General features: G+C 56.5%; 15 protein-coding genes. 8 read left to right on the forward strand and 7 right to left on the reverse strand.

Annotated features, from left to right (window positions below; genetic code table 11):
- The first annotated feature begins 12 nt into the window (after nucleotides 1–12).
- A complete protein-coding gene (locus tag RISK_RS21875) occupies nucleotides 13–354 on the forward strand; it encodes a DUF3147 family protein (protein WP_047816436.1) in 342 nt (113 codons plus the stop codon).
- Between the two features lie 154 nt (nucleotides 355–508).
- Here RISK_RS21875 and RISK_RS21880 read toward each other — a convergent pair whose 3' ends face one another.
- Nucleotides 509–2,071, reverse strand: coding sequence for a TolC family protein (locus RISK_RS21880; RefSeq protein WP_236696561.1), 1,563 nt, complete (start codon nucleotides 2,069–2,071; stop codon nucleotides 509–511).
- 165 nt (nucleotides 2,072–2,236) lie between these two features.
- On the opposite strand from RISK_RS21880, the gene RISK_RS32690 reads away from it, so the two are divergent.
- The 6 genes from RISK_RS32690 (at nucleotide 2,237) to RISK_RS21910 (ending at nucleotide 10,804) form a co-directional block, all read left to right on the forward strand.
- Nucleotides 2,237–2,722 carry a hypothetical protein gene (locus RISK_RS32690; RefSeq protein ID WP_173442712.1) on the forward strand — a complete coding sequence of 162 codons (486 nt, stop codon included), beginning with the start codon at nucleotides 2,237–2,239 and terminating at the stop codon, nucleotides 2,720–2,722.
- Between the two features lie 225 nt (nucleotides 2,723–2,947).
- Nucleotides 2,948–3,175: a hypothetical protein gene (locus RISK_RS21890; RefSeq protein WP_236696562.1), complete on the forward strand. Its 228-nt coding sequence runs from the start codon at nucleotides 2,948–2,950 to the stop codon at nucleotides 3,173–3,175.
- A 90-nt stretch (nucleotides 3,176–3,265) separates the two neighbouring features.
- On the forward strand, nucleotides 3,266–5,479 hold the full coding sequence (locus RISK_RS21895) for an efflux RND transporter periplasmic adaptor subunit (protein WP_053061270.1): 2,214 nt from the start codon (nucleotides 3,266–3,268) through the stop codon (nucleotides 5,477–5,479).
- A gap of 2 nt (nucleotides 5,480–5,481) precedes the next feature.
- Nucleotides 5,482–8,988, forward strand: coding sequence for an efflux RND transporter permease subunit (locus RISK_RS21900; RefSeq protein WP_047816439.1), 3,507 nt, complete (start codon nucleotides 5,482–5,484; stop codon nucleotides 8,986–8,988).
- A 72-nt stretch (nucleotides 8,989–9,060) separates the two neighbouring features.
- Nucleotides 9,061–10,212, forward strand: coding sequence for a hypothetical protein (locus tag RISK_RS33210; protein ID WP_053061271.1), 1,152 nt, complete (start codon nucleotides 9,061–9,063; stop codon nucleotides 10,210–10,212).
- Nucleotides 10,193–10,804, forward strand: a complete 612-nt coding sequence (locus tag RISK_RS21910; RefSeq protein WP_236696563.1) for a DUF305 domain-containing protein — start codon at nucleotides 10,193–10,195, stop codon at nucleotides 10,802–10,804. Before RISK_RS33210 ends, RISK_RS21910 begins: the two co-directional genes overlap by 20 nt.
- Before the next feature lie 9 nt (nucleotides 10,805–10,813).
- On the opposite strand, the gene RISK_RS21915 is transcribed toward RISK_RS21910, so the two are convergent.
- The 3 genes from RISK_RS21915 to RISK_RS21925 all read right to left on the reverse strand — a co-directional run bounded on the left by RISK_RS21915 (nucleotide 10,814) and on the right by RISK_RS21925 (nucleotide 14,205).
- Complete coding sequence (locus tag RISK_RS21915; protein WP_047816440.1) at nucleotides 10,814–11,092, reverse strand: metal-sensitive transcriptional regulator; 279 nt, start codon at nucleotides 11,090–11,092, stop codon at nucleotides 10,814–10,816.
- Nucleotides 11,093–11,168: 76 nt separating this feature from the next.
- Nucleotides 11,169–12,635 carry a copper oxidase gene (locus RISK_RS21920; protein WP_047816441.1) on the reverse strand — a complete coding sequence of 489 codons (1,467 nt, stop codon included), beginning with the start codon at nucleotides 12,633–12,635 and terminating at the stop codon, nucleotides 11,169–11,171.
- 97 nt (nucleotides 12,636–12,732) lie between these two features.
- Nucleotides 12,733–14,205, reverse strand: coding sequence for a TolC family protein (locus RISK_RS21925; RefSeq protein ID WP_236696564.1), 1,473 nt, complete (start codon nucleotides 14,203–14,205; stop codon nucleotides 12,733–12,735).
- A gap of 353 nt (nucleotides 14,206–14,558) precedes the next feature.
- Here RISK_RS21925 and RISK_RS21935 point away from each other — a divergent pair, with 353 nt between their 5' ends.
- Nucleotides 14,559–14,798: a hypothetical protein gene (locus tag RISK_RS21935; RefSeq protein ID WP_150122676.1), complete on the forward strand. Its 240-nt coding sequence runs from the start codon at nucleotides 14,559–14,561 to the stop codon at nucleotides 14,796–14,798.
- A gap of 465 nt (nucleotides 14,799–15,263) precedes the next feature.
- Here RISK_RS21935 and RISK_RS21940 read toward each other — a convergent pair whose 3' ends face one another.
- The 3 genes from RISK_RS21940 to RISK_RS28425 form a co-directional block, all read right to left on the reverse strand.
- Nucleotides 15,264–15,641 carry a hypothetical protein gene (locus tag RISK_RS21940; RefSeq protein WP_150122677.1) on the reverse strand — a complete coding sequence of 126 codons (378 nt, stop codon included), beginning with the start codon at nucleotides 15,639–15,641 and terminating at the stop codon, nucleotides 15,264–15,266.
- Nucleotides 15,642–16,382: 741 nt separating this feature from the next.
- A complete protein-coding gene (locus RISK_RS32335; RefSeq protein ID WP_160311486.1) occupies nucleotides 16,383–16,523 on the reverse strand; it encodes a hypothetical protein in 141 nt (46 codons plus the stop codon).
- Nucleotide 16,524: 1 nt separating this feature from the next.
- Nucleotides 16,525–17,064 carry a hypothetical protein gene (locus tag RISK_RS28425; protein ID WP_236696565.1) on the reverse strand — a complete coding sequence of 180 codons (540 nt, stop codon included), beginning with the start codon at nucleotides 17,062–17,064 and terminating at the stop codon, nucleotides 16,525–16,527.
- Nucleotides 17,065–17,427 lie beyond the last annotated feature (363 nt).

Below are 17,427 nucleotides of genomic sequence, written 5' to 3' on the forward strand. Positions count from 1 at the left end.
AGGACTAAGCGAATGTGGTTGATCGTCAAAGCGTTGATTTCAGCTGCGGTGATAGTCGCCGTGGCCGAGTTGTCGTCTCGGCTGCCTCGTTTGGGTGCGTTATTGCTGACACTGCCGATCATCAGCATTCTCGCGTTCATCATGGCTTGGAACAAAGACCACGACATGATCGCGATCAGCAAACTCGCTCGCGAGACGTTGGTGCTGGTGCCACTCGGATTGCCGTTTTTTGTGCCGCTGGCAATGTCCTCAAAAACAGGACTATCGTTCTGGCCAAGCTTTGGTCTGGGCGTCGTATTGGCAACGCTGACGATCGGAGCATGGTTCCGTTTTGGCCCGCAGGTTTCACCGTAAAATCGCGTAATTGTCGTCGGTTTACCAACTAAAACGAGGGCTTGTTGATGGAGCCTGCTACTTGCCGGCGGCAGCGACTGGTTTGATCGCGAGTGTGGGCAGAGCAGGTACTAATCAAGCCTTGCGTCAGACGCTCTGGATGGTTGTTCGTCGTTCAGGTTGGGCAGCCGACGGTTCGTTCGATTTGAGCGAGGGTGCTGGCAAGGGTGGCTTTGGTGCGGGCCACTTGGACTTGCAGGGCGAGCAATTCGCGGTAGGTAGCGACCAGGTCGGTGAAGTCGGCTTTCTCGTTCTGATAGTCGGCCGTGCTGATCGTGAGTGTTTGTTCGGTCCGTGGAATCAGCCGTGTACGCAACAGTTCAAGTTGTTCGATCGCGGCGTAGGCGGCGGCGACTTGGCGGCGGAGCGTTCCACGCAGACGGTCGCGTTCAGCTTCTCGGCGTAGCGTCGTGCTGCTGCGGTTATGGGCTGCTTCACTGATGCCCGCGTTGATCTTGTCTCGCCAAATCGGAAGCGTCACGCCGATCGAGAAGTTGATGTTGTCGTGGCCATTCGCAACGGGGCTGAGGACGTTGTGATCGTCGCTGACAATCGAGTATCCAAGACCAAGTTGAAAGTCGGGGTACTGCTGCAAACAGGCGAGGGACTCTTTGGCTCGGTCGCGGGCGATTTCGGCGGCAAGTCCTTGCAGAGTTGGATTGCATTGCTCCGCTTGGGCGACAAGTTGTTCGATTTGCGGGGCCGCTTCATCGACCTCGAGTTCATCGGCCGCCACAGGCATGTAGTTCATTGGCATCCGAACGAGGGCACCAAGATCGGCTCGGGCTTGTTCGCGTTGTCGGCGTAGAGCAATCAGTTGTTCGGCCAGACGATCGCCTTCGAGTTCCGCACGAAGCACATCCTGTTGACTGCCACCTGTTCGGTAGCGGGCTTCGGATACCGCGATGAGGTCTTCGACGATCTCGGTGTTGTCATCGACGATCCGCAACAATTCGGCGGCGAGCCAAAGTTCGTAGTAAGCCAAGCGAACGGCTTCGGTGATTTCGATTTGCCGTCGTGCGACTTCTGCGCGAGCAACTTGGACTTCGCGGTATGCGACCTGCCCACGAGCGTCTAGCTTCTCCGGCCAGGGAACCTTTTGGCTGAGTGAGAACTGATGACCTATGCGTCCGCCCGCCGTTTGAAGGGCTTGGTCATGAATGGGCCAGAACGTGTTGCCCACGACGGGATCTTCGAGCGAGGTGGCTTGAGGAATGCGATGCGATGCGGCGGCGACCTTTTGTCGAGCAGCGGCGATTGACGGATGAGATGCAACGGCCGTGGCGATCAGTTCGTCGAGCGTCACGGGAGTTCCCGGCTCCGTTGATTCGACTTCGACGCCATCCAAAAACCCTGCGAAGGTGTATTCAGTCGCTACGTCCGACTGCTCGTCGCCGTTTCGAAACTCGATGTCATCATTGTTGCTTTGCTCAGATGACACGACTGCGTCCTGATCATCCAATTCGGAATCATCCTGATGGATTCTGAATCCCACCAATGTTGCATCGGTGCCTTTCTCAACGCCCTGATCACGCCCCGAAATTTCCTGAATGAAGTCGCCTTTATCGCGGGACTCGATCGAAGCATACGAGTTCGGCGTCGGCAGGGCGGGTTTGGATACAATGGATTCGCGTGCCGTTCGGCACCCAGGCAGTGTGAGCAACAGGGCGACCAGCAACTTTCGGTTCCTGCGCCGAGCCAGTTCCGCTGCTGTTGTCCGACGCTGGCCCATTCGTGTTGCACCCAAGATTCCGTTGGTAACGATGTTTCCTCTTGCACTCTTTTCGGCATCGAGCGATAATGTGCATACCTTATTAGGGTATGTTTCCTCCGGTCGTTCCGAATGAATCTCGCAACAATCCACATTGCCGTTACAGCTTGCCTGATCGTCAGCACGACGATTCAGCCGATGGCTGCGCTGGCGATGTCTGGCGACTGTGCGGACAAGGTTTGCGAGCAAACGCAGAACTGTCCGGGTTGTGGCTGCTGTGAGGTGCAATCAGCGAGCGATCGCTGCTGTTGCTGCACGCATGAAACAAAGCCCTCCGAGAAGCATAAACGGCAGCCCGAAAAGAGCATCGAAGCTCTGGTGGCAGCGGGGGCTTATCCGACGGTATCGCAATGCACCTGCGGTGTATCCACGCCACCGATGGACCGAACGGATCACCGCGAACAAATCGTTCGCGAGCTCGTGAATCGTCTTTCGGTGCTGGACTTTGTCGTCCTAGACGAAACGCCCCTGGCGTTCGATCGGCCTCAAGCGATCGACGATTCTTTCGGAAGTCGGGCTGATTTCTCTCAGCGTTTTCTCTGCGTTTGGCGGATCTAACGAAGTTCGTTGGGGAGCGTGCGCGCTCACCAAAACGAATCTTCAACGACCCCCCAAACCTTCTGACGGAACTGTTTCCGTCGTCCTACAGAGAGAACTTCCATGCGCTATCATGCAATTCCTGCAGCTCTGATTCTGCTTCTTACTGCAACCATTACGGGTTGTGCTGAAACGGACCAGACCACAACGGCACCGTCGGTGACGGCCCCAGTTGAGGCGACGCCGATGAGCTTTGCCAATTCCGAATGCCCCATCATGGGCGGCGAGCCGACCGAAGAACTGACGGCCGAATACGACGGCAAAACGATCGGATTCTGCTGCGAAGGTTGCCCGGAAAAGTGGGCTGCGTTGAGCGACGAAGAGAAGGCGGAGAAGTTCGCCAAAGTCGACGCTCACGCCGGGCACGACCACGATGCCGAAGGGCACGATCACTCAGAACACGCCTCCGAATAGTCAGGCTTCTCACGCAGCCCGCGGACAAAACCGACGGCAGCATCGCTTCTCGCATGCTGTCGTCGGCTGCTTCGCTAGGTGGAGTGATCCATGAGTGAAAACAAATCCAAACATACCGAAACGCCACTGGCGGAAGCGTCCGCAACCGGTGCGTCCGAACGAGTCGGCAGCGACGAAACATCGCCAAAGGCGAGCATTGATGTTGCGTCCAAGGTGCGACTTCGCGACCGCCTATCCGCCCTCAAATGGCTTGGCCGGACGGTTACGCATGCCGGTGTCTTGTTGGCTGTGTTCGTGTTGGGCATTGCACTTGTTGGCTTGGCCCAGAGGCAGGGCTGGATTCGCAACGGCGATATGGTCGCGACAAGCGACGATGCCGGTTCCAACAATGGAGAAACGATATATACGTGTCCAATGCATCCGCAGATTCGGCAGGACGAGCCGGGAAATTGCCCGATTTGTGCGATGAAGTTGGTGCCGGTTGCTGACTCGGCGAAGCCCTCTGTCGCGAACGCCGACGCCGGGGATGACCGCTATATTTGTCCGATGATGTGTACTCCGCCATCAAGTGAACCGGGACGTTGTCCGGTTTGCGCAATGGAGCTGGTCAAAGCAACCGGCGGTGGTGGCGGCGATGGATTGTCAGTGACGATCGAACCGGCCGCTCGCCGCTTGATTGGAATTCAAACCGCAACCGCCGAACTCGGTCCCGTCTCGCAAACCATTCGCACGATCGGATCAGTCGACTATGACGAGAGCAAGTTGGCAACGATCTCCGCCTACGTAGGTGGTCGCATCGAGAAGCTCTACGCCAACTACGTCGGTGTGCCGGTTGAAGAGAACGATGACCTCGCGTTGATCTACAGTCCCGATTTGTATTCAGCCCAAGTTGAATACCTGACCGCTGTGCAAGGAAGCGAACTGAAACGACTGGGTGGTTCATCCAACATGGGTGAACTCTCGAAACAAAAGCTGATCGAACTTGGTTTGACTGAGGACCAAGTCGCCGAGCTTCGTTCACGCGGGAAAGCTGAAAGCCGGATTCGTGTTCGCTCGCCGATTAAAGGCACCGTGATCGAGAAGCACGCCGTTGAGGGTGACTATATCAAGACGGGCGACAAGATCTATCGCATCGCCAATCTGTCGACGGTGTGGTTGATGCTCGATCTATTTCCGGACGATGCCGCTCGCATTCGTTTCGGACAACAGGTTGAAGCGGAAGTCTCATCGTTACCCGGCGAAGTCTTCACGGGACGGGTTGCCTTCATCGACCCGACCGTGAATTCCAAGACCCGCACCGTTCAAATTCGGGTCGAAATGCTGAACCCGGATGCGGAACTAAAGCCGGGCGACTACGCGACCGCACGCGTCTACGTTCCAGCCATTCGACAAGATCGAATCTACGATCCGGTGCTCGCAGGAAAGTACATCAGCCCAATGCACCCACAGGTCATCCGCGAGCAACCGGGCGATTGCCCCATCTGTGGCATGGATTTGATTCCCACGTCGAAGCTCGGTTATGCCAGCGAGCCATTGCCGAAACAGCAAGTTGTCACGGTTCCCCGCGATGCCGTGTTGATGACGGGCGAGAACAGTGTCGTGTATGTCGAAACGGATCCTGGTCGTTTTGAAATTCGCCGAGTGACGGTGGGACCGATGACGGACGATCGGGCGGTCATCTTGGAAGGCATGTCGTCGGGCGAAACGGTTGCAACGAATGGCAACTTCCTGATTGATTCGCAGATGCAGCTCGCCGGGAATCCTTCGCTGATGGACCCAAGCAAAGCGGCCAGCTATCCGCCTGGACCTCTGGAACTGCCTGACAACGAACCGATCGCATTGACCGGCGAGAGTGCCGAGCAATTTGACCGAGCTTATGCCGCCTACTTTGCAATTCAGAAAGCTCTGGCCGCCGACCAAAGTCCTCCGCCGCTGGAGATGAACAAGCTCGATGAATCGCTGGGCATGCTGACGAGATTGGCGGACGTTCCCGATGAGGCGCAAAGTCATCTGCAAAGTGCCAAGCGATCCCTAGCACGAATGCAAGGTTCGCTGGAGCAGGTCCGGAAATCCTTCCGGCCGCTCAGCCATTCGCTCCTCCGTGCGGCGACCATCGCTCGCGGCAAGCAGACAGCAACGAAGTTGGTTCACATGTACTGCCCGATGGTTCCCGGTGGTGGTGGCGATTGGATGCAACCTGAAGACGAGCTGGTCAATCCGTATTGGGGCAGCGAAATGCTTTCCTGTGGTGAAACGGTTGCCGACATGGCAGTTGAGCCGCAGGCGAAAGGCGAGAGGCGTTAGCCATGTTGTCTCGCATCATTCGCTTTTGCGTCAAAGAGCCTTGGTTGGTCGTCCTGCTGACGATCGGCGTCACTGTCTTTGGTTGGATCAGCTACAACCGTGTTCCGATTGACGCGATTCCAAACATTGGCGAGAACCAAGTCATCGTGCTGACACCTTGGCCGGGACGTTCGCCGAAAGACATCGAAGATCAAGTCACCTACCCGCTAAGCGTTTCGCTGCTGGCGGTGCCGGGAGCCGAATCGGTTCGCGGCAAGAGCATGTTCGGATACAGCTTCGTTCAAGTCACGTTCAAGGACAGTGTCGACTTCTACTGGGCACGCAGCCGGGTTTCCGAACAACTCGGCTCCGCCGCCTCGCAGCTTCCAGACGGCGTTGTGCCCCAGCTTGGGCCCGACGCGACCGGGCTTGGACAAGTCTTCTACTACGTCTTGGTGCCGCCCAAGGATGGCATGAGTCTGGCTGACCTACGGAGTCTGCAGGATTTCGTTATCAAGTACGACTTGCAGGCCGTCGAGGGTGTCAGCGAAGTCGCTTCCATCGGAGGTTACGTTCGCCAATATCAAATTGAAGTCGACCCAGACAAACTTCGTTTTCATGGCATCCCGCTCGACCAAGTCGTGACGGCCATACGCGGAAGCAATCTCGATGTCGGAGCCAAGACCGTCGAAACCGGCGGTATGGAATTCATCGTTCGCGGCAAGGGGTTTCTCGGCAGCGACGGTGACACCGAAAAGGCCATCCGAGACATCGAGCAAGCCGTCATTCTGCAGCGAGAAGGCGTGCCAGTCAGAGTTCGCGACATTGCTGCCGTGCAACTCGGGCCAGACTTTCGCCGTGGGGCACTCGATTACAACGGAGCCGAGGCGGTCGGTGGCGTCGTCGTGATGCGATACGGCGAGAATCCACGAGCGGTCATCGAACGAGTGAAAGAAAAGATCACTCAAATCGAACCGTCGCTCGAAGGCGTCACCATCAAGGGCATCTACGATCGCACCAGCCTGATCGACGAAACGGTGGCGACACTTTCCACCGCACTGCGGGATGAAATCCTGATCACGGCGGTCGTCATTTTGCTGTTCCTGTTGCACATCCGCAGCAGCTTCATCGTCGCGGTCACGCTTCCGATTGCCGTCTTGCTGTCGTTCATCGCGATGAACGTGTTTGGCGTTGGGGCGAACATCATGTCTCTGGCGGGAATTGCAATCGCGATTGGGACGATGGTCGACATGGCAATCATCGTCAGCGAGAACATCTATCAACACTTGGCGGAATGGGAAGCCGAGGCAGACACAGAGCGTGAACGTTCTGATGTCATCTACGATGCGGCGGTGGAAGTTGCGCCCGCCGTGCTTACCGCTGTCACGACAACCATCGTCAGCTTCCTGCCTGTGTTTTTCCTAACGGGGCGAGACTACAAGCTGTTCGCGCCACTGGCGATGACCAAGACGTTTGCCATATCAGCGGCGTTGATTGCGGCTGTGACGATCGTTCCCACGCTTTGCCAATTGCTGCTTCGCAGTGCGAACTATCGAAAGCAAACCGCGTTGATAGCGGCGATTGCGGGTGCCGCATTGTTCGGCCTGACCGCCTTTTTTGTCTGGGGGCATCACGTCGTCGATGAGTTTGATTTGCCGCTATCGGCAGTCACAGCAACGGCAGCAATGCTCGGCGCGGTAGCGGGTTGGATGTTGACTCGTGAACGCGTCCGACCAACGGATGAAAACATTGTCAGTCGGTCGATCGTTTGGGTCTATCGACCAACGCTCTCGCTGTTCCTGCGGCACAAATTCGCCTTTTTGCTATTGCCATCGTTCATCGTCCTAATGGGACTTGGCGGATGGTTCGGGCTTCCATTTGTGGTCGCTCCGTTTGAGCGAGTCGTCCAGAAACTCGGCGTTCGCCCCAACGAATTGCCCGGCTACGTCGACCTCAAGCACACGTTCACCGGGCTTCAGACCGACGACTGGATCGCACTGGACGAGGGCAGTTGGTTCTACATGCCAACGCTCTACCCGGCGGCCAGCTTCAGTCAGTCGATGCAGATGCTGCAAACGCAGGACGTGTTGATCGGCCAAATCCCAGAGGTCAAGGACGTTCTGGGCAAGATCGGTCGAATTGATTCGGCCCTCGATCCTGCCCCCGCCGCGATGATCGAAACCTACGTCATGCTTCAACCCCGCGAACAATGGCGGCCCGGAGTGACGGCTCGTGATGTCTGGGATGAAATCAACCGCGTTGCCACGCTGCCGGGAGTGACGCCCGCTTCGCCACTTCAACCCATCGAGGGCCGCGTCGTGATGTTGCAAAGCGGCATCAAAGCCCCGATGGCGATTCGTATCTACGGCGACGATCTGCAAACACTCGCCGATGCAGCGATGCAAGTATCCGAACATCTCAAGCAATCGCCTTACATCAACTCAGGAACGGTCAATCCCGACATCGTTCTTGGGAAGCCGTACATCGAATTCACCGTCGATCGTGAAGCCGCGTCGCGGTACGGCATGTCGGCTCAGATGGTGAACCAAGTCATCGAGACTGCACTCGGCGGGATGAACCTGATCAATACGGTCGAAGGGCGAGAGCGTTATCCCGTCCGCTTGCGTTACAACCGCGATCTGCGTGAGCGAGTCGAACAACTCGATCGTTTGCCAGTGGTTACGCATAGTGGAGCCGTGGTTCCACTGGGTGAATTGGCCAAGCTAGAAACGACGTGGGGACCGGGTGCGATCAACAGCGAGAACGCTCGTTTGATCGCTCACGTTTCCTTTTCCTCTAACGGGGCGACCGGAGATTTGGAATCCGTCGCCGCTATTGAACAAACATTGCTCGAAGCTCAGGCGTTGCCCGAGGGAAACGCCAATCGCCTTTCGCTCCCGCCCGGCTACTCACTCGAAGCCGTCGGAAGTTTCCGCAATCAAATCGAAGCCAACAATCGGCTGATGTGGTTGGTGCCACTGGTCATCGTTATCAACTTGTTGGTCATCTACCTGCAATTTCGTCACGTTCCGATCACGCTGGCCGTGTTCGCTGGAATCCCGGTCGCTTTTGGCGGCGGCATGATTCTTCTGGCGATCTACGGAGCCGAAATGAACACCGCGATTTGGGTTGGGTTTATCGCCCTCTTCGGCATCGCAGTTGACGACGGCGTCGTGATCGCCACCTATCTCGATCAAGTCTTCACGCGACGACGACTGAACACAGTCGCTGACATTCGAGCCGCAACGATTGACGCGGGCGTCAGGCGAATTCGGCCGTGCTTGATGACCACCGCAACCACGCTGGTCGCACTCGTTCCCGTTCTGATGGCGACCGGCCGAGGTGCTGACGTCGCCCGAGCGATGGCTCTGCCCGTTTTCGGTGGCATGGCGGTCGAAATCGTCACTCTGTTTGTGGTGCCCGTCGTCTACTGCGGCTTCAAAGAGTTCAAGATGAATTTCGGTCTAGCTGATCATCATTGGGCGGGCACCGAAGACACGCCTCGGGAAGAGATTTCTCATGCAGCGTAATTCATTGAATCAATTCGCATTCCTGGCACACGACGGACGTGTGCCAAATCTTTCTGCTTCAGGAGAGCAAGAATGAACGCAACTACCTTTCCATTGCTGGCCCATCCAACGTTGGTGGTACTGCTAGCGTTGGCTAGTCTTCCGACGACCCTGATTGCCCAGCAAGCAGTACCGCATGCGGGCAACCACCAACACGCGCAACATCAGACGTCGACCACTGGTCCGCACAAAGGGCCCCTCAAAGCGGTCGGCAACCTTCAAGCAGAAACGCTTGTCACCCCTGCCGGATTGAAGGTCTACCTCTATGATCTTGGCGGCCAACCCGTTTCTGTTCAACAGAGTCGCGGTGTGGCTCGTCTCTCTGTTGAAGGCAACGCCAAACGGTATCGTTACGACTTGTTCCCCAGCGAGGACAACGCACTCAAAGCTGATGTTGATCTGTCCCGCGTCGTTGGTCGGCAACTAACGGTCGACGTTCAACTTGTCGGTGCAGCCCCCGACACCCTCGCTTACCAAGATGTGACGGTTCTTTCGCCGGCGCAATCCGAACTGGATGCGGTCGCGATCACACGACAAAAGGTCTGCGTCGTCAGCGGGAAGCCACTCGGTAGCATGGGCAATCCCGTCGCCGTGCAAGTCGCAGGGCAACGATTGTTCGTTTGCTGTGCTGGATGCGTTGACGCCTTGAAAGCCAATCCTGAAAAGTTCACCCAAGCCAGGCCGAAAGTCGAAGTCGTCAAGTTCACCGAATCAGACGCGGCACTCATCACCAAGCAAGCGGTCTGCCCCGTGATGGACGAACCGCTCGGCGGAATGGGCCAACCGATCAAACTCTTGGTCGGTGGAAAACCGTTGTTCCTGTGCTGCAAAGGCTGCATCAAGAAGGTTCAATCCGAACCTGAAAAGTATCTGGCGATGGTCTATCGAGATGGGGAGAAGGGGAGTGAGAGAGTCAGGGGAAACGTCGTACCAGCAGGCACTGACGCGGTCCGACCAGACGTGTTTAAAGTGTCCGATGCGGATAAGCCGTTCATTGCGGCACAGAAAAAATGCCCCGTCATGGACGAACCACTCGACGCTATGGGTGGCCCCTACAAAGTCAACGCCGATGGCAAAGCAATCTACATCTGCTGTCCAGGTTGCGCGAAAAAGATCGCCGCAGAGCCGCAGAAGTATCTGGCTGTTCTGAAATCGCAAGGAGTCGATGCTCCAGCGATTCGCTGAGCGAAGGGAAGGAATCTGGGAGCAAAGCAACTCCCAACTCAATCCCAGTTTCAATCCACGCGGGGGTGGTGTCCTGTCCGATGCGTTGCCTTTGGCAGAGTTGAAGCGGCACGCCACCCCTGCCTTCTTTCCCTACTTCGACAAAACAATGAAATACCGAACCTTTGCTGCCATGATTGCGACCTCCTCCGTCGTAATGCTCGGGCTCATGTACCTGAACACCTACTCGCTGGATCACATCTTCTGGAGCGAAACTCGTTTTTACATGGCGATTTTAATGGGAGCGACGATGGCAACTGTCATGCTTGCGTTCATGTTTGGGATGTACAAAAACAAGAAAGCGAACATCGGCATTTTTGTTGGCAGCGCGATCGTATTCGCGACGTCGTTGTTTCTCGTCCGCAGTCAGCAAACGGTGGACGACGTGTCTTGGATGAAGACAATGATCCCGCATCACTCCATCGCAATCCTGACCAGTGAGCGGGCGAACATCTCAGACCCACGTGTTCGCAAACTGGCTGACGAAATCATCGAAGCACAGAGAAAAGAAATCGCCGAGATGAAACAGTTGATCGCGGAACTTGAGGGATAAGCAGAGAGACTATCGACTGTACTTTTGAAAGACAGTCATCAGCTCCTCCAGTTTCGCATCCACTTCGGTCGCGTCGCCGGTGGTCATCACATTCCGAACGCAAGTCTTCAGATGGTTCTCGAGGACCAAGTGGCCGACCTTGTCGAGCGCACCGGTCGCCGCCGAGATTTGCATCAGGGTGTCGACGCAATCAGCGTCTTCGTCGATCATTCGCTCGACCGCCGCTACCTGACCGGCAATCCGGCGGAGTCGGTGGGCGAGCTTCTTTTTCTCGTCTTCGGAGAGCATTCGTGGAGACTTCGGTTGGGCTTGCCGCGATAGTTCGCCAATTTTAGCGGGCGATCGCCATCAACGTCAGTCTGCTTCACATCATCATTTTCGGCGCGGCTTCATACTTCGACGGATCCCCGAATCGCCGAACAATCTCAGCAAACACGGCTCCCTTTTCAACGTCTTGGTCGCTGTTCATCACCAAGTCGTAGAGGTCATCGGGCAGAACACGCAGGACCGTCATCAATCCTTTCACACTCATCGGGTAGTTCGCTCGCATCCCCCGAACTTCCTTGCGACTCCAGATGGCCTTCATGAAGTCACTGGACATTTCCATGCCTTGCATTTTTTGCGGATAGCCCGGAACGTCGAACTTGGCCGAGCGAGAAGCGTCGACTTGGGGGCGGCTGCTGAGATTCGCGAGGTACTGATCGACCGATGCGTCATCTCGAATTCGCGGTCCGACCTGTTTGACCATGTGGTTCATCATGTGATGGACCATGTGGCAATGAAAGATCCAGTCGCCGGGATTGTTGGCGATGAGCTCGAAGCATGAGGCTTGGGCGACACCGACCAATTCGTTGTTGCGGGGAACCCAGGCACTTTTGGGAATGCGAGCCCCTTCGTGACCGGTCACCCAAAAGGTGTGTCCGTGCAAGTGGACTGGGTGGTGTTGCATCGGGGAGAAATTCAACAGTCGCACACGGACACGTTCGCCGTGTTTGCAGACCAGCGGCGTCGTGTAGGGGCCACTCTTGCCGTTGATCGTGTGCCAGTTCCAGTCCATTGCCCACGAATCGCTGATCGTGTGTGTCGGTGGAATGTGAAAGTTCTGAAACAGCAATCCGAAATCGCGATCGACGGGCGGGCCGAAGACTTTCTTGGGATGGACAATGAACCAACCGACCTGTCCAAACGCTTCTTGCATCGCTACGTGCGAGTGATAGAAGAACGTGCCCTCTTCATGGATGTCAAACTCAAAAACCTTCGTCTTGCCCGGCTTGATGGGATTCTGAGTCAGTGTGGCGGCACCGTCATACTGAACGGGAAGCTCGAAACCATGCCAATGCATGAAGGTATCTTCGGGCAACTCGTTGGTCACGATGATGCGCACACGATCGCCTTGAGTGACTTCGATCGTCGGGCCGGGCATGCTGCCGTTGTAGCCGTAAACGTTCATCTTCACGCCGGGATGAAACTCTTGTTCAACCGCCATCGGCACGAGTTCAAACACCTTCACCCCGCCGTCCATCTTGTACGGCATCTTCGGAACGTCGGGAGCCTCAAACGGTGCAGGGCCATCGGAAGCCTTGCGAAAACCCGGAACCAGCTTGCCGATGTAGTAATCCGAATCCGGATCAAGTCCGCGACTGGGTTTGAACCGCGAGAATCCGTCGTATTCGGAGTTGAGGGTGGGGGAGTCAGGGAGAGTGGGAGACGGGGAGTTGAGAATGGGGTGCTGTGCGGCGGCGTTGCCGCCGAGCAGGTTGGAGACGAAGCCCGTCGCTGCGGCAATGGAGCCAGCTTTCAAGAATCCGCGTCGTTGTTCGGTGTTCGACATGTTCAAGTTCTCTCAACAAATTGATCGTGTTCCGATTAGCCATGAAGCGAAAGCCACGCGACTCCTCTTCTCCCTGACTCCCCATCTCCCAACTTTCTCACCTCGGCTTCGCAACCGCGTCGATGTGCCCCGGCGGAGTTGGACCAGGTGCCGCCATCAATCCGCCGTGCAGTAGGTAGCCTCGGACGAGTACTTCGTTGGTGCGGACTTGCTCAAGATGCTGCACACGAGTGAGACGCGAGTCGAAGTAGTCCATCTGTGCGTCCAACACGGTCGGCCAATCAACGCGGTTTGCCTTGTAGCTTTCGAGCAACTCTTGATAAGCCAATCTTGCCTCGGGGATGATGACGCGATCGTATTCGGTCGCGATTTGCAATGCCGTCAGATACTGTTGGTAGACGTTGGCCATCTGCTGCCCTAGCATCAACTCCGTGCGGCGAATCTCTTCCTGTTGCCGGCGATAGTCCAACTGGGCTTGCCGAATCGTGCCTTGGTTGCGATCGAACACGGGCAGCTCGATCGACACGCCCGCGGCAGCGGTTGTTTCTTTCGCCTCGAAGTTGTATCCCGCTCCGCCCTCGGCAACGATATCGGGAACCCACTCAACTTGTTCGCGGCTTAGCGTGACGCGATCCGCTGCCAACTTCGCCCGGGCGGCAGCAAGTTCTGGGCTTTCCGTCAGCACCAAAGACATCGCCTCTTGATAAGAAAGCGGTTCACCTTGTGGCATCAGGTCGCCAGATACGACACCGTCGGTCAAGTCGACACCCACGATCGCAACCAACCGCCGAAACGATTCTCGGTAGTGATTCTCTGCGGACAGCACGTCCAGCCTCGCCCGCTGTAGTGCAATGCTCGACTTGCGGACTTGTGGTCGTGTTGCTTGGCCTTGGTTGTAAAGCTCGCGAGCAGTGACAGCACTGTCTTCGGCTGTCTTGAGCAGTTCCTTTCGGAGCTCAACGATCTCGCGAGCGGCCAATGCGCGAAAGAAGTGGATACGAACGTCATTGCAGACACGGAACTGTTGAGCCATCGCGAGGTGTTCGGAGACATGAGCACGACGCATGTATTTCTCACGACTCAGCTTCAACTTGCCGGCAGTGACGAAACGTTGTGTTACCGTCATTCCCTGAAACTCGCCGGGGGAATCCTTGTCGCCTTCGACATCAACTCCGATCTGTTCGCCGATGTAGTTCAGCGTCGGGTTGGGGTACAAACCAGCCTGCAATGCCTTGGCGGTCTGTGCTGAGATCTGCAGTCGAGCTTGACGGATCGTGGGATTGTTCTGAGCCGCCAGTGTCAAGAAATCTTCTAGCCGATACCCTTGGACTTCGGTTTCCATTGAGAACTGTTCGGCGATCATTTCTCCGTCAACGTAGACGGGAGCCGGTGTGCCACCAAAGTCACTGCCGTCGATGCGAGCACCGGGGAACAACGGCCCGCTGGGATCGAGCTGCTCCAGTCCATAAGGTGCCGATGGCATTGGCGGTGGAGGCGTGAACGTGCGACCAATTGCCGAAGCCGGGCTATCCACCGAAGGCATTTGAGCACTGGCGGCGGTACAAAACATTCCGGCAGTCGCAATGACTGATAGTCCGGACTTGAACAAAAACGATCGCACTGAAGTGACTCCTTTGATCTGAGCAGCGGCATCTCGGCTTGCCTTTCAGATCGGCAAGATACCTGCATGGGGTATCTTTGCATCGGACTATCTCGAACCCATTTTCGGAGAGGGGGTCCAATTGTGCGGTTTGCTGAGCCTATGCGGTGGTTGCAAATCGACCAATCGGCACGATGTGATCTGGGCTGCCCGCAATCTCACTGCCATCGCAATCACCGACGCATCACTCACACTCTTCGCGGACGCAGCAATCATGGAGGATCACAGCATGCAACAGATCAGAGTCAGCAAACCGCCGCTCCATGATCCACACTGTGTTTGAAGTCGGACAAGAGATGGCGGTCATGATGGGGCAACACTACATGCCCAGCGAACGAATGCTGGTTGCGAAGGCCGCGTCGGACTTGGGTGAGACGGAGCAGACGAGTGCCTTGATTGACGCCTCGGGTGTGGCTGTTGGTTCTCCGTTCGATCTCGCTCCTCCGTGCATCGTTTGGAGGAGCGGCCGACCGCGGTGCTGGGCTCCAATCGGAGGCCACTGAGATCGGTGCTGATCCGGCTACTCGGAGGCCGGTCAGACGCGGATCGTTTGCGGTACGACTACCGTTTATCGGTAAAATACCGCGAATAGTACCGCAATCAACGCCGTTGGTTGCAATTTGTTTTGCACCTGATATGATGAAAAACGCCACGAAAGTGGGGGTTTTCACGCGAAAAACGTGATTTGCGTAAGGGCGAAAATTCGATTTCACACGGCAGAGGTCACAGATTCGAACTTTGCATCGCCCACTTGGATGCCTTCCCAAGCCTGTTCAAAAGCAATTTTGGCCAGGCTTTTTGTATGCCCGGACGCCTCTGCCCCACTCGTTCCCAGGCTCCTGCCTGGGAATGCAATGTTTGGGAGGCTCCCGCCACGACGAACGCCCCAACTGAAACACCATTCCGATCACTCATCGCCAATCAGGTCAGCAGCAGTCTTTCGGCAGTTGAACTGTTTGGGGAAACAATCACCACAGGTCGTTGATCAGGATGAATACTAGTCGTGCGGCACAGTATGCCCCAATGGAAGCCAAGAGTCCCACCTTGAAACCGCCACGCCAGATTTTGATCGCTCCCCAAAAGCAGATCACGGAGAGAACGGTGAAGATCGGCCAGCGAACCAGGGCCCTGTAATTGTCGGGGTAAATCAGCGGTGCGTCCCAAGCGAACGCGGTGTACCAGAAATAGGCTGTCAACCATAACCCACTGGCGATTCCCGCTAACCCACCCAAGCCGAACACGACCACCGGAATCGTTCTCCATCTCGCAAGACGCCGGAATCGCGATGGGGCAACACTGTCGGTGGTGAGTGGCGGGGTGTACGGCGAGTTCAGCTCAGGATCCATGAGTTTCAACCGGACAACGATGATGATTGGAAGAGACGATCAAACAGGTTGCATATCGCCGGTGATAGATTCCCGTGACCGCCCAGGAATCCACTGGGACTGAGATAGCCACGAAGTGGCGACAGATTGTAGCCGTCGGCGTGAGCCGAGGGAAACCGTGAGCAACGTTTCCGGGAAGTCCCGAAGGGACGGCAGGTCGCACACGCCTCCTGTCACCCCTTCAGGCCTTTGGTGCTGCTCGCGATTTCAAATCCACGGGCTCGCGCCCGTGGCGACAACCTGCCGTCCCGTTGGGACTGTGGTAGCCATGAAGTGGCGACAGATTGTCGCCGTCGGCGTGAGCCGGTGGAAACCGTGAGCAACGTTTCCGGGAAGTCCCGAAGGGACGGCAGGTCGCACACGACTCCTGTCACCCCTTCAGGGCTTTGGTGCTGCTCGCGATTTCGAATCCACGGGCTCGCGCCCGTGGCGACAATGTGCCGTCCCGTTGGGACTGAGATAGCCACGAAGTGGCGACAGGTTTTAGCCGTCGGCGTGAGCCGATGGAAACCGTGAGCAACGTTTCCGGGAAGTCCCGAAGGGACGGCAGGTCGCACTGTCACCCTTTCAGGTCTTTGGTGCTGCTCGCGATTTCAAATCCACGGGCTCGCGCCCGTGGCGACAATGTGCCGTCCCGTTGGGACTGAGATAGCCACGAAGTGGCGACAGGTTTTAGCCGTCGGCGTGAGCCGATGGAAACCTTCATTCCTTGTTCGCGTCGTCCTTTTTCGAGGGTGCGTCGTTGAGGCCCTCCGAGTCAGCCGCTTCCTGTTTTCGGAACGCTTCGAACTCGTCTCGCATCTTTTCGGTCTCTTTGCGGAGTTCGGTATGTGACTTTCGCAATTCAATGACCTCGGCTGGTAGGCATCAGCGTCTCGGTAAATTCCACCAGTTCTGAAGCCGTGTTGAATGCTCGAATCGACTGGACATGCAACACTCGACCGTTCTCGATCCACGCGATTTCTCCATTCCCATGAATCATCGCAGTGCCAGCATCGACCATCAACTGTTGCCAACCCGGAATCTCTCGCAACGGACCATAATCCTGCGACACGGAACTGCAGTCAACGAAATGAAACATCAGCGAGTCGTTGGGATGCTGGGTGTGGTACGCAACCAAAAACTCTGCATATCGCCGGTGATAGATTTCTGTGATCGCCCAGTCGACATCAATGAACATCACCGACCGTCTCGATACCAAGGCGTTGTCAACTAACCGGCGAACATCCACCTCGCTGTTTGGGACACTGGCAAAGCCATGGACAATCCCATCAAAGTCCCATTCCAAGCGGTTTGACACTTGAGAATCGCAACCGGGCAGGCTCAAAACCGCTGCGGCAAAAAGCAGTGCATAACGATTCATAAGCGGGTCGGCACGAGTCACTCGGTATTGGATCTGTTTTGGCAAACGCCACTGTTCTGACGGACAACCGGGGCTAACGCTGGGCTGTTCAATCTTTGGGGTTGCAGCGTTTCTGGTGTGCGCAAGTTTCTGTCTCACATCGACAAGTCACCTCTCCCTCAGCTTTGCTGGGGGAGAGGTCGAACAGGCCGATGGAGGCCCTCTTCGGGTGAGGGGGCGATTCACAGCAAACCGCCTTTTTGGCCTCGTTTCACACATCGCGTGCCCCCTCACCCGGATCTCGCTGAACGCTCGCTCCGACCTCTCCCCCAACTTCGTCGGGGGAGAGGTAACAGGCAAGAAACTGTCCACGAAGACGCTGTGTCAACACCAAAGATTGAACAG

The organism is Rhodopirellula islandica, from assembly GCF_001027925.1.
Taxonomy (GTDB): domain Bacteria; phylum Planctomycetota; class Planctomycetia; order Pirellulales; family Pirellulaceae; genus Rhodopirellula; species Rhodopirellula islandica.

Bases quoted from the DNA above. Each gene is read 5' to 3' on its own strand.
- RISK_RS21875 (WP_047816436.1), top strand. From the start codon at position 13: ATGTGGTTGATCGTCAAAGCGTTGATTTCAGCTGCGGTGATAGTCGCC.
- RISK_RS21935 (WP_150122676.1), top strand. From the start codon at position 14,559: ATGATCCACACTGTGTTTGAAGTCGGACAAGAGATGGCGGTCATGATG.
- RISK_RS21920 (WP_047816441.1), bottom strand. From the start codon at position 12,635: ATGTCGAACACCGAACAACGACGCGGATTCTTGAAAGCTGGCTCCATT.
- RISK_RS21895 (WP_053061270.1), top strand. From the start codon at position 3,266: ATGAGTGAAAACAAATCCAAACATACCGAAACGCCACTGGCGGAAGCG.
- RISK_RS21940 (WP_150122677.1), bottom strand. From the start codon at position 15,641: ATGGATCCTGAGCTGAACTCGCCGTACACCCCGCCACTCACCACCGAC.
- RISK_RS21925 (WP_236696564.1), bottom strand. From the start codon at position 14,205: ATGTTTTGTACCGCCGCCAGTGCTCAAATGCCTTCGGTGGATAGCCCG.
- RISK_RS33210 (WP_053061271.1), top strand. From the start codon at position 9,061: ATGAACGCAACTACCTTTCCATTGCTGGCCCATCCAACGTTGGTGGTA.
- RISK_RS32690 (WP_173442712.1), top strand. From the start codon at position 2,237: ATGAATCTCGCAACAATCCACATTGCCGTTACAGCTTGCCTGATCGTC.
- RISK_RS21915 (WP_047816440.1), bottom strand. From the start codon at position 11,092: ATGCTCTCCGAAGACGAGAAAAAGAAGCTCGCCCACCGACTCCGCCGG.
- RISK_RS21890 (WP_236696562.1), top strand. From the start codon at position 2,948: ATGAGCTTTGCCAATTCCGAATGCCCCATCATGGGCGGCGAGCCGACC.
- RISK_RS21900 (WP_047816439.1), top strand. From the start codon at position 5,482: ATGTTGTCTCGCATCATTCGCTTTTGCGTCAAAGAGCCTTGGTTGGTC.
- RISK_RS21910 (WP_236696563.1), top strand. From the start codon at position 10,193: ATGCTCCAGCGATTCGCTGAGCGAAGGGAAGGAATCTGGGAGCAAAGC.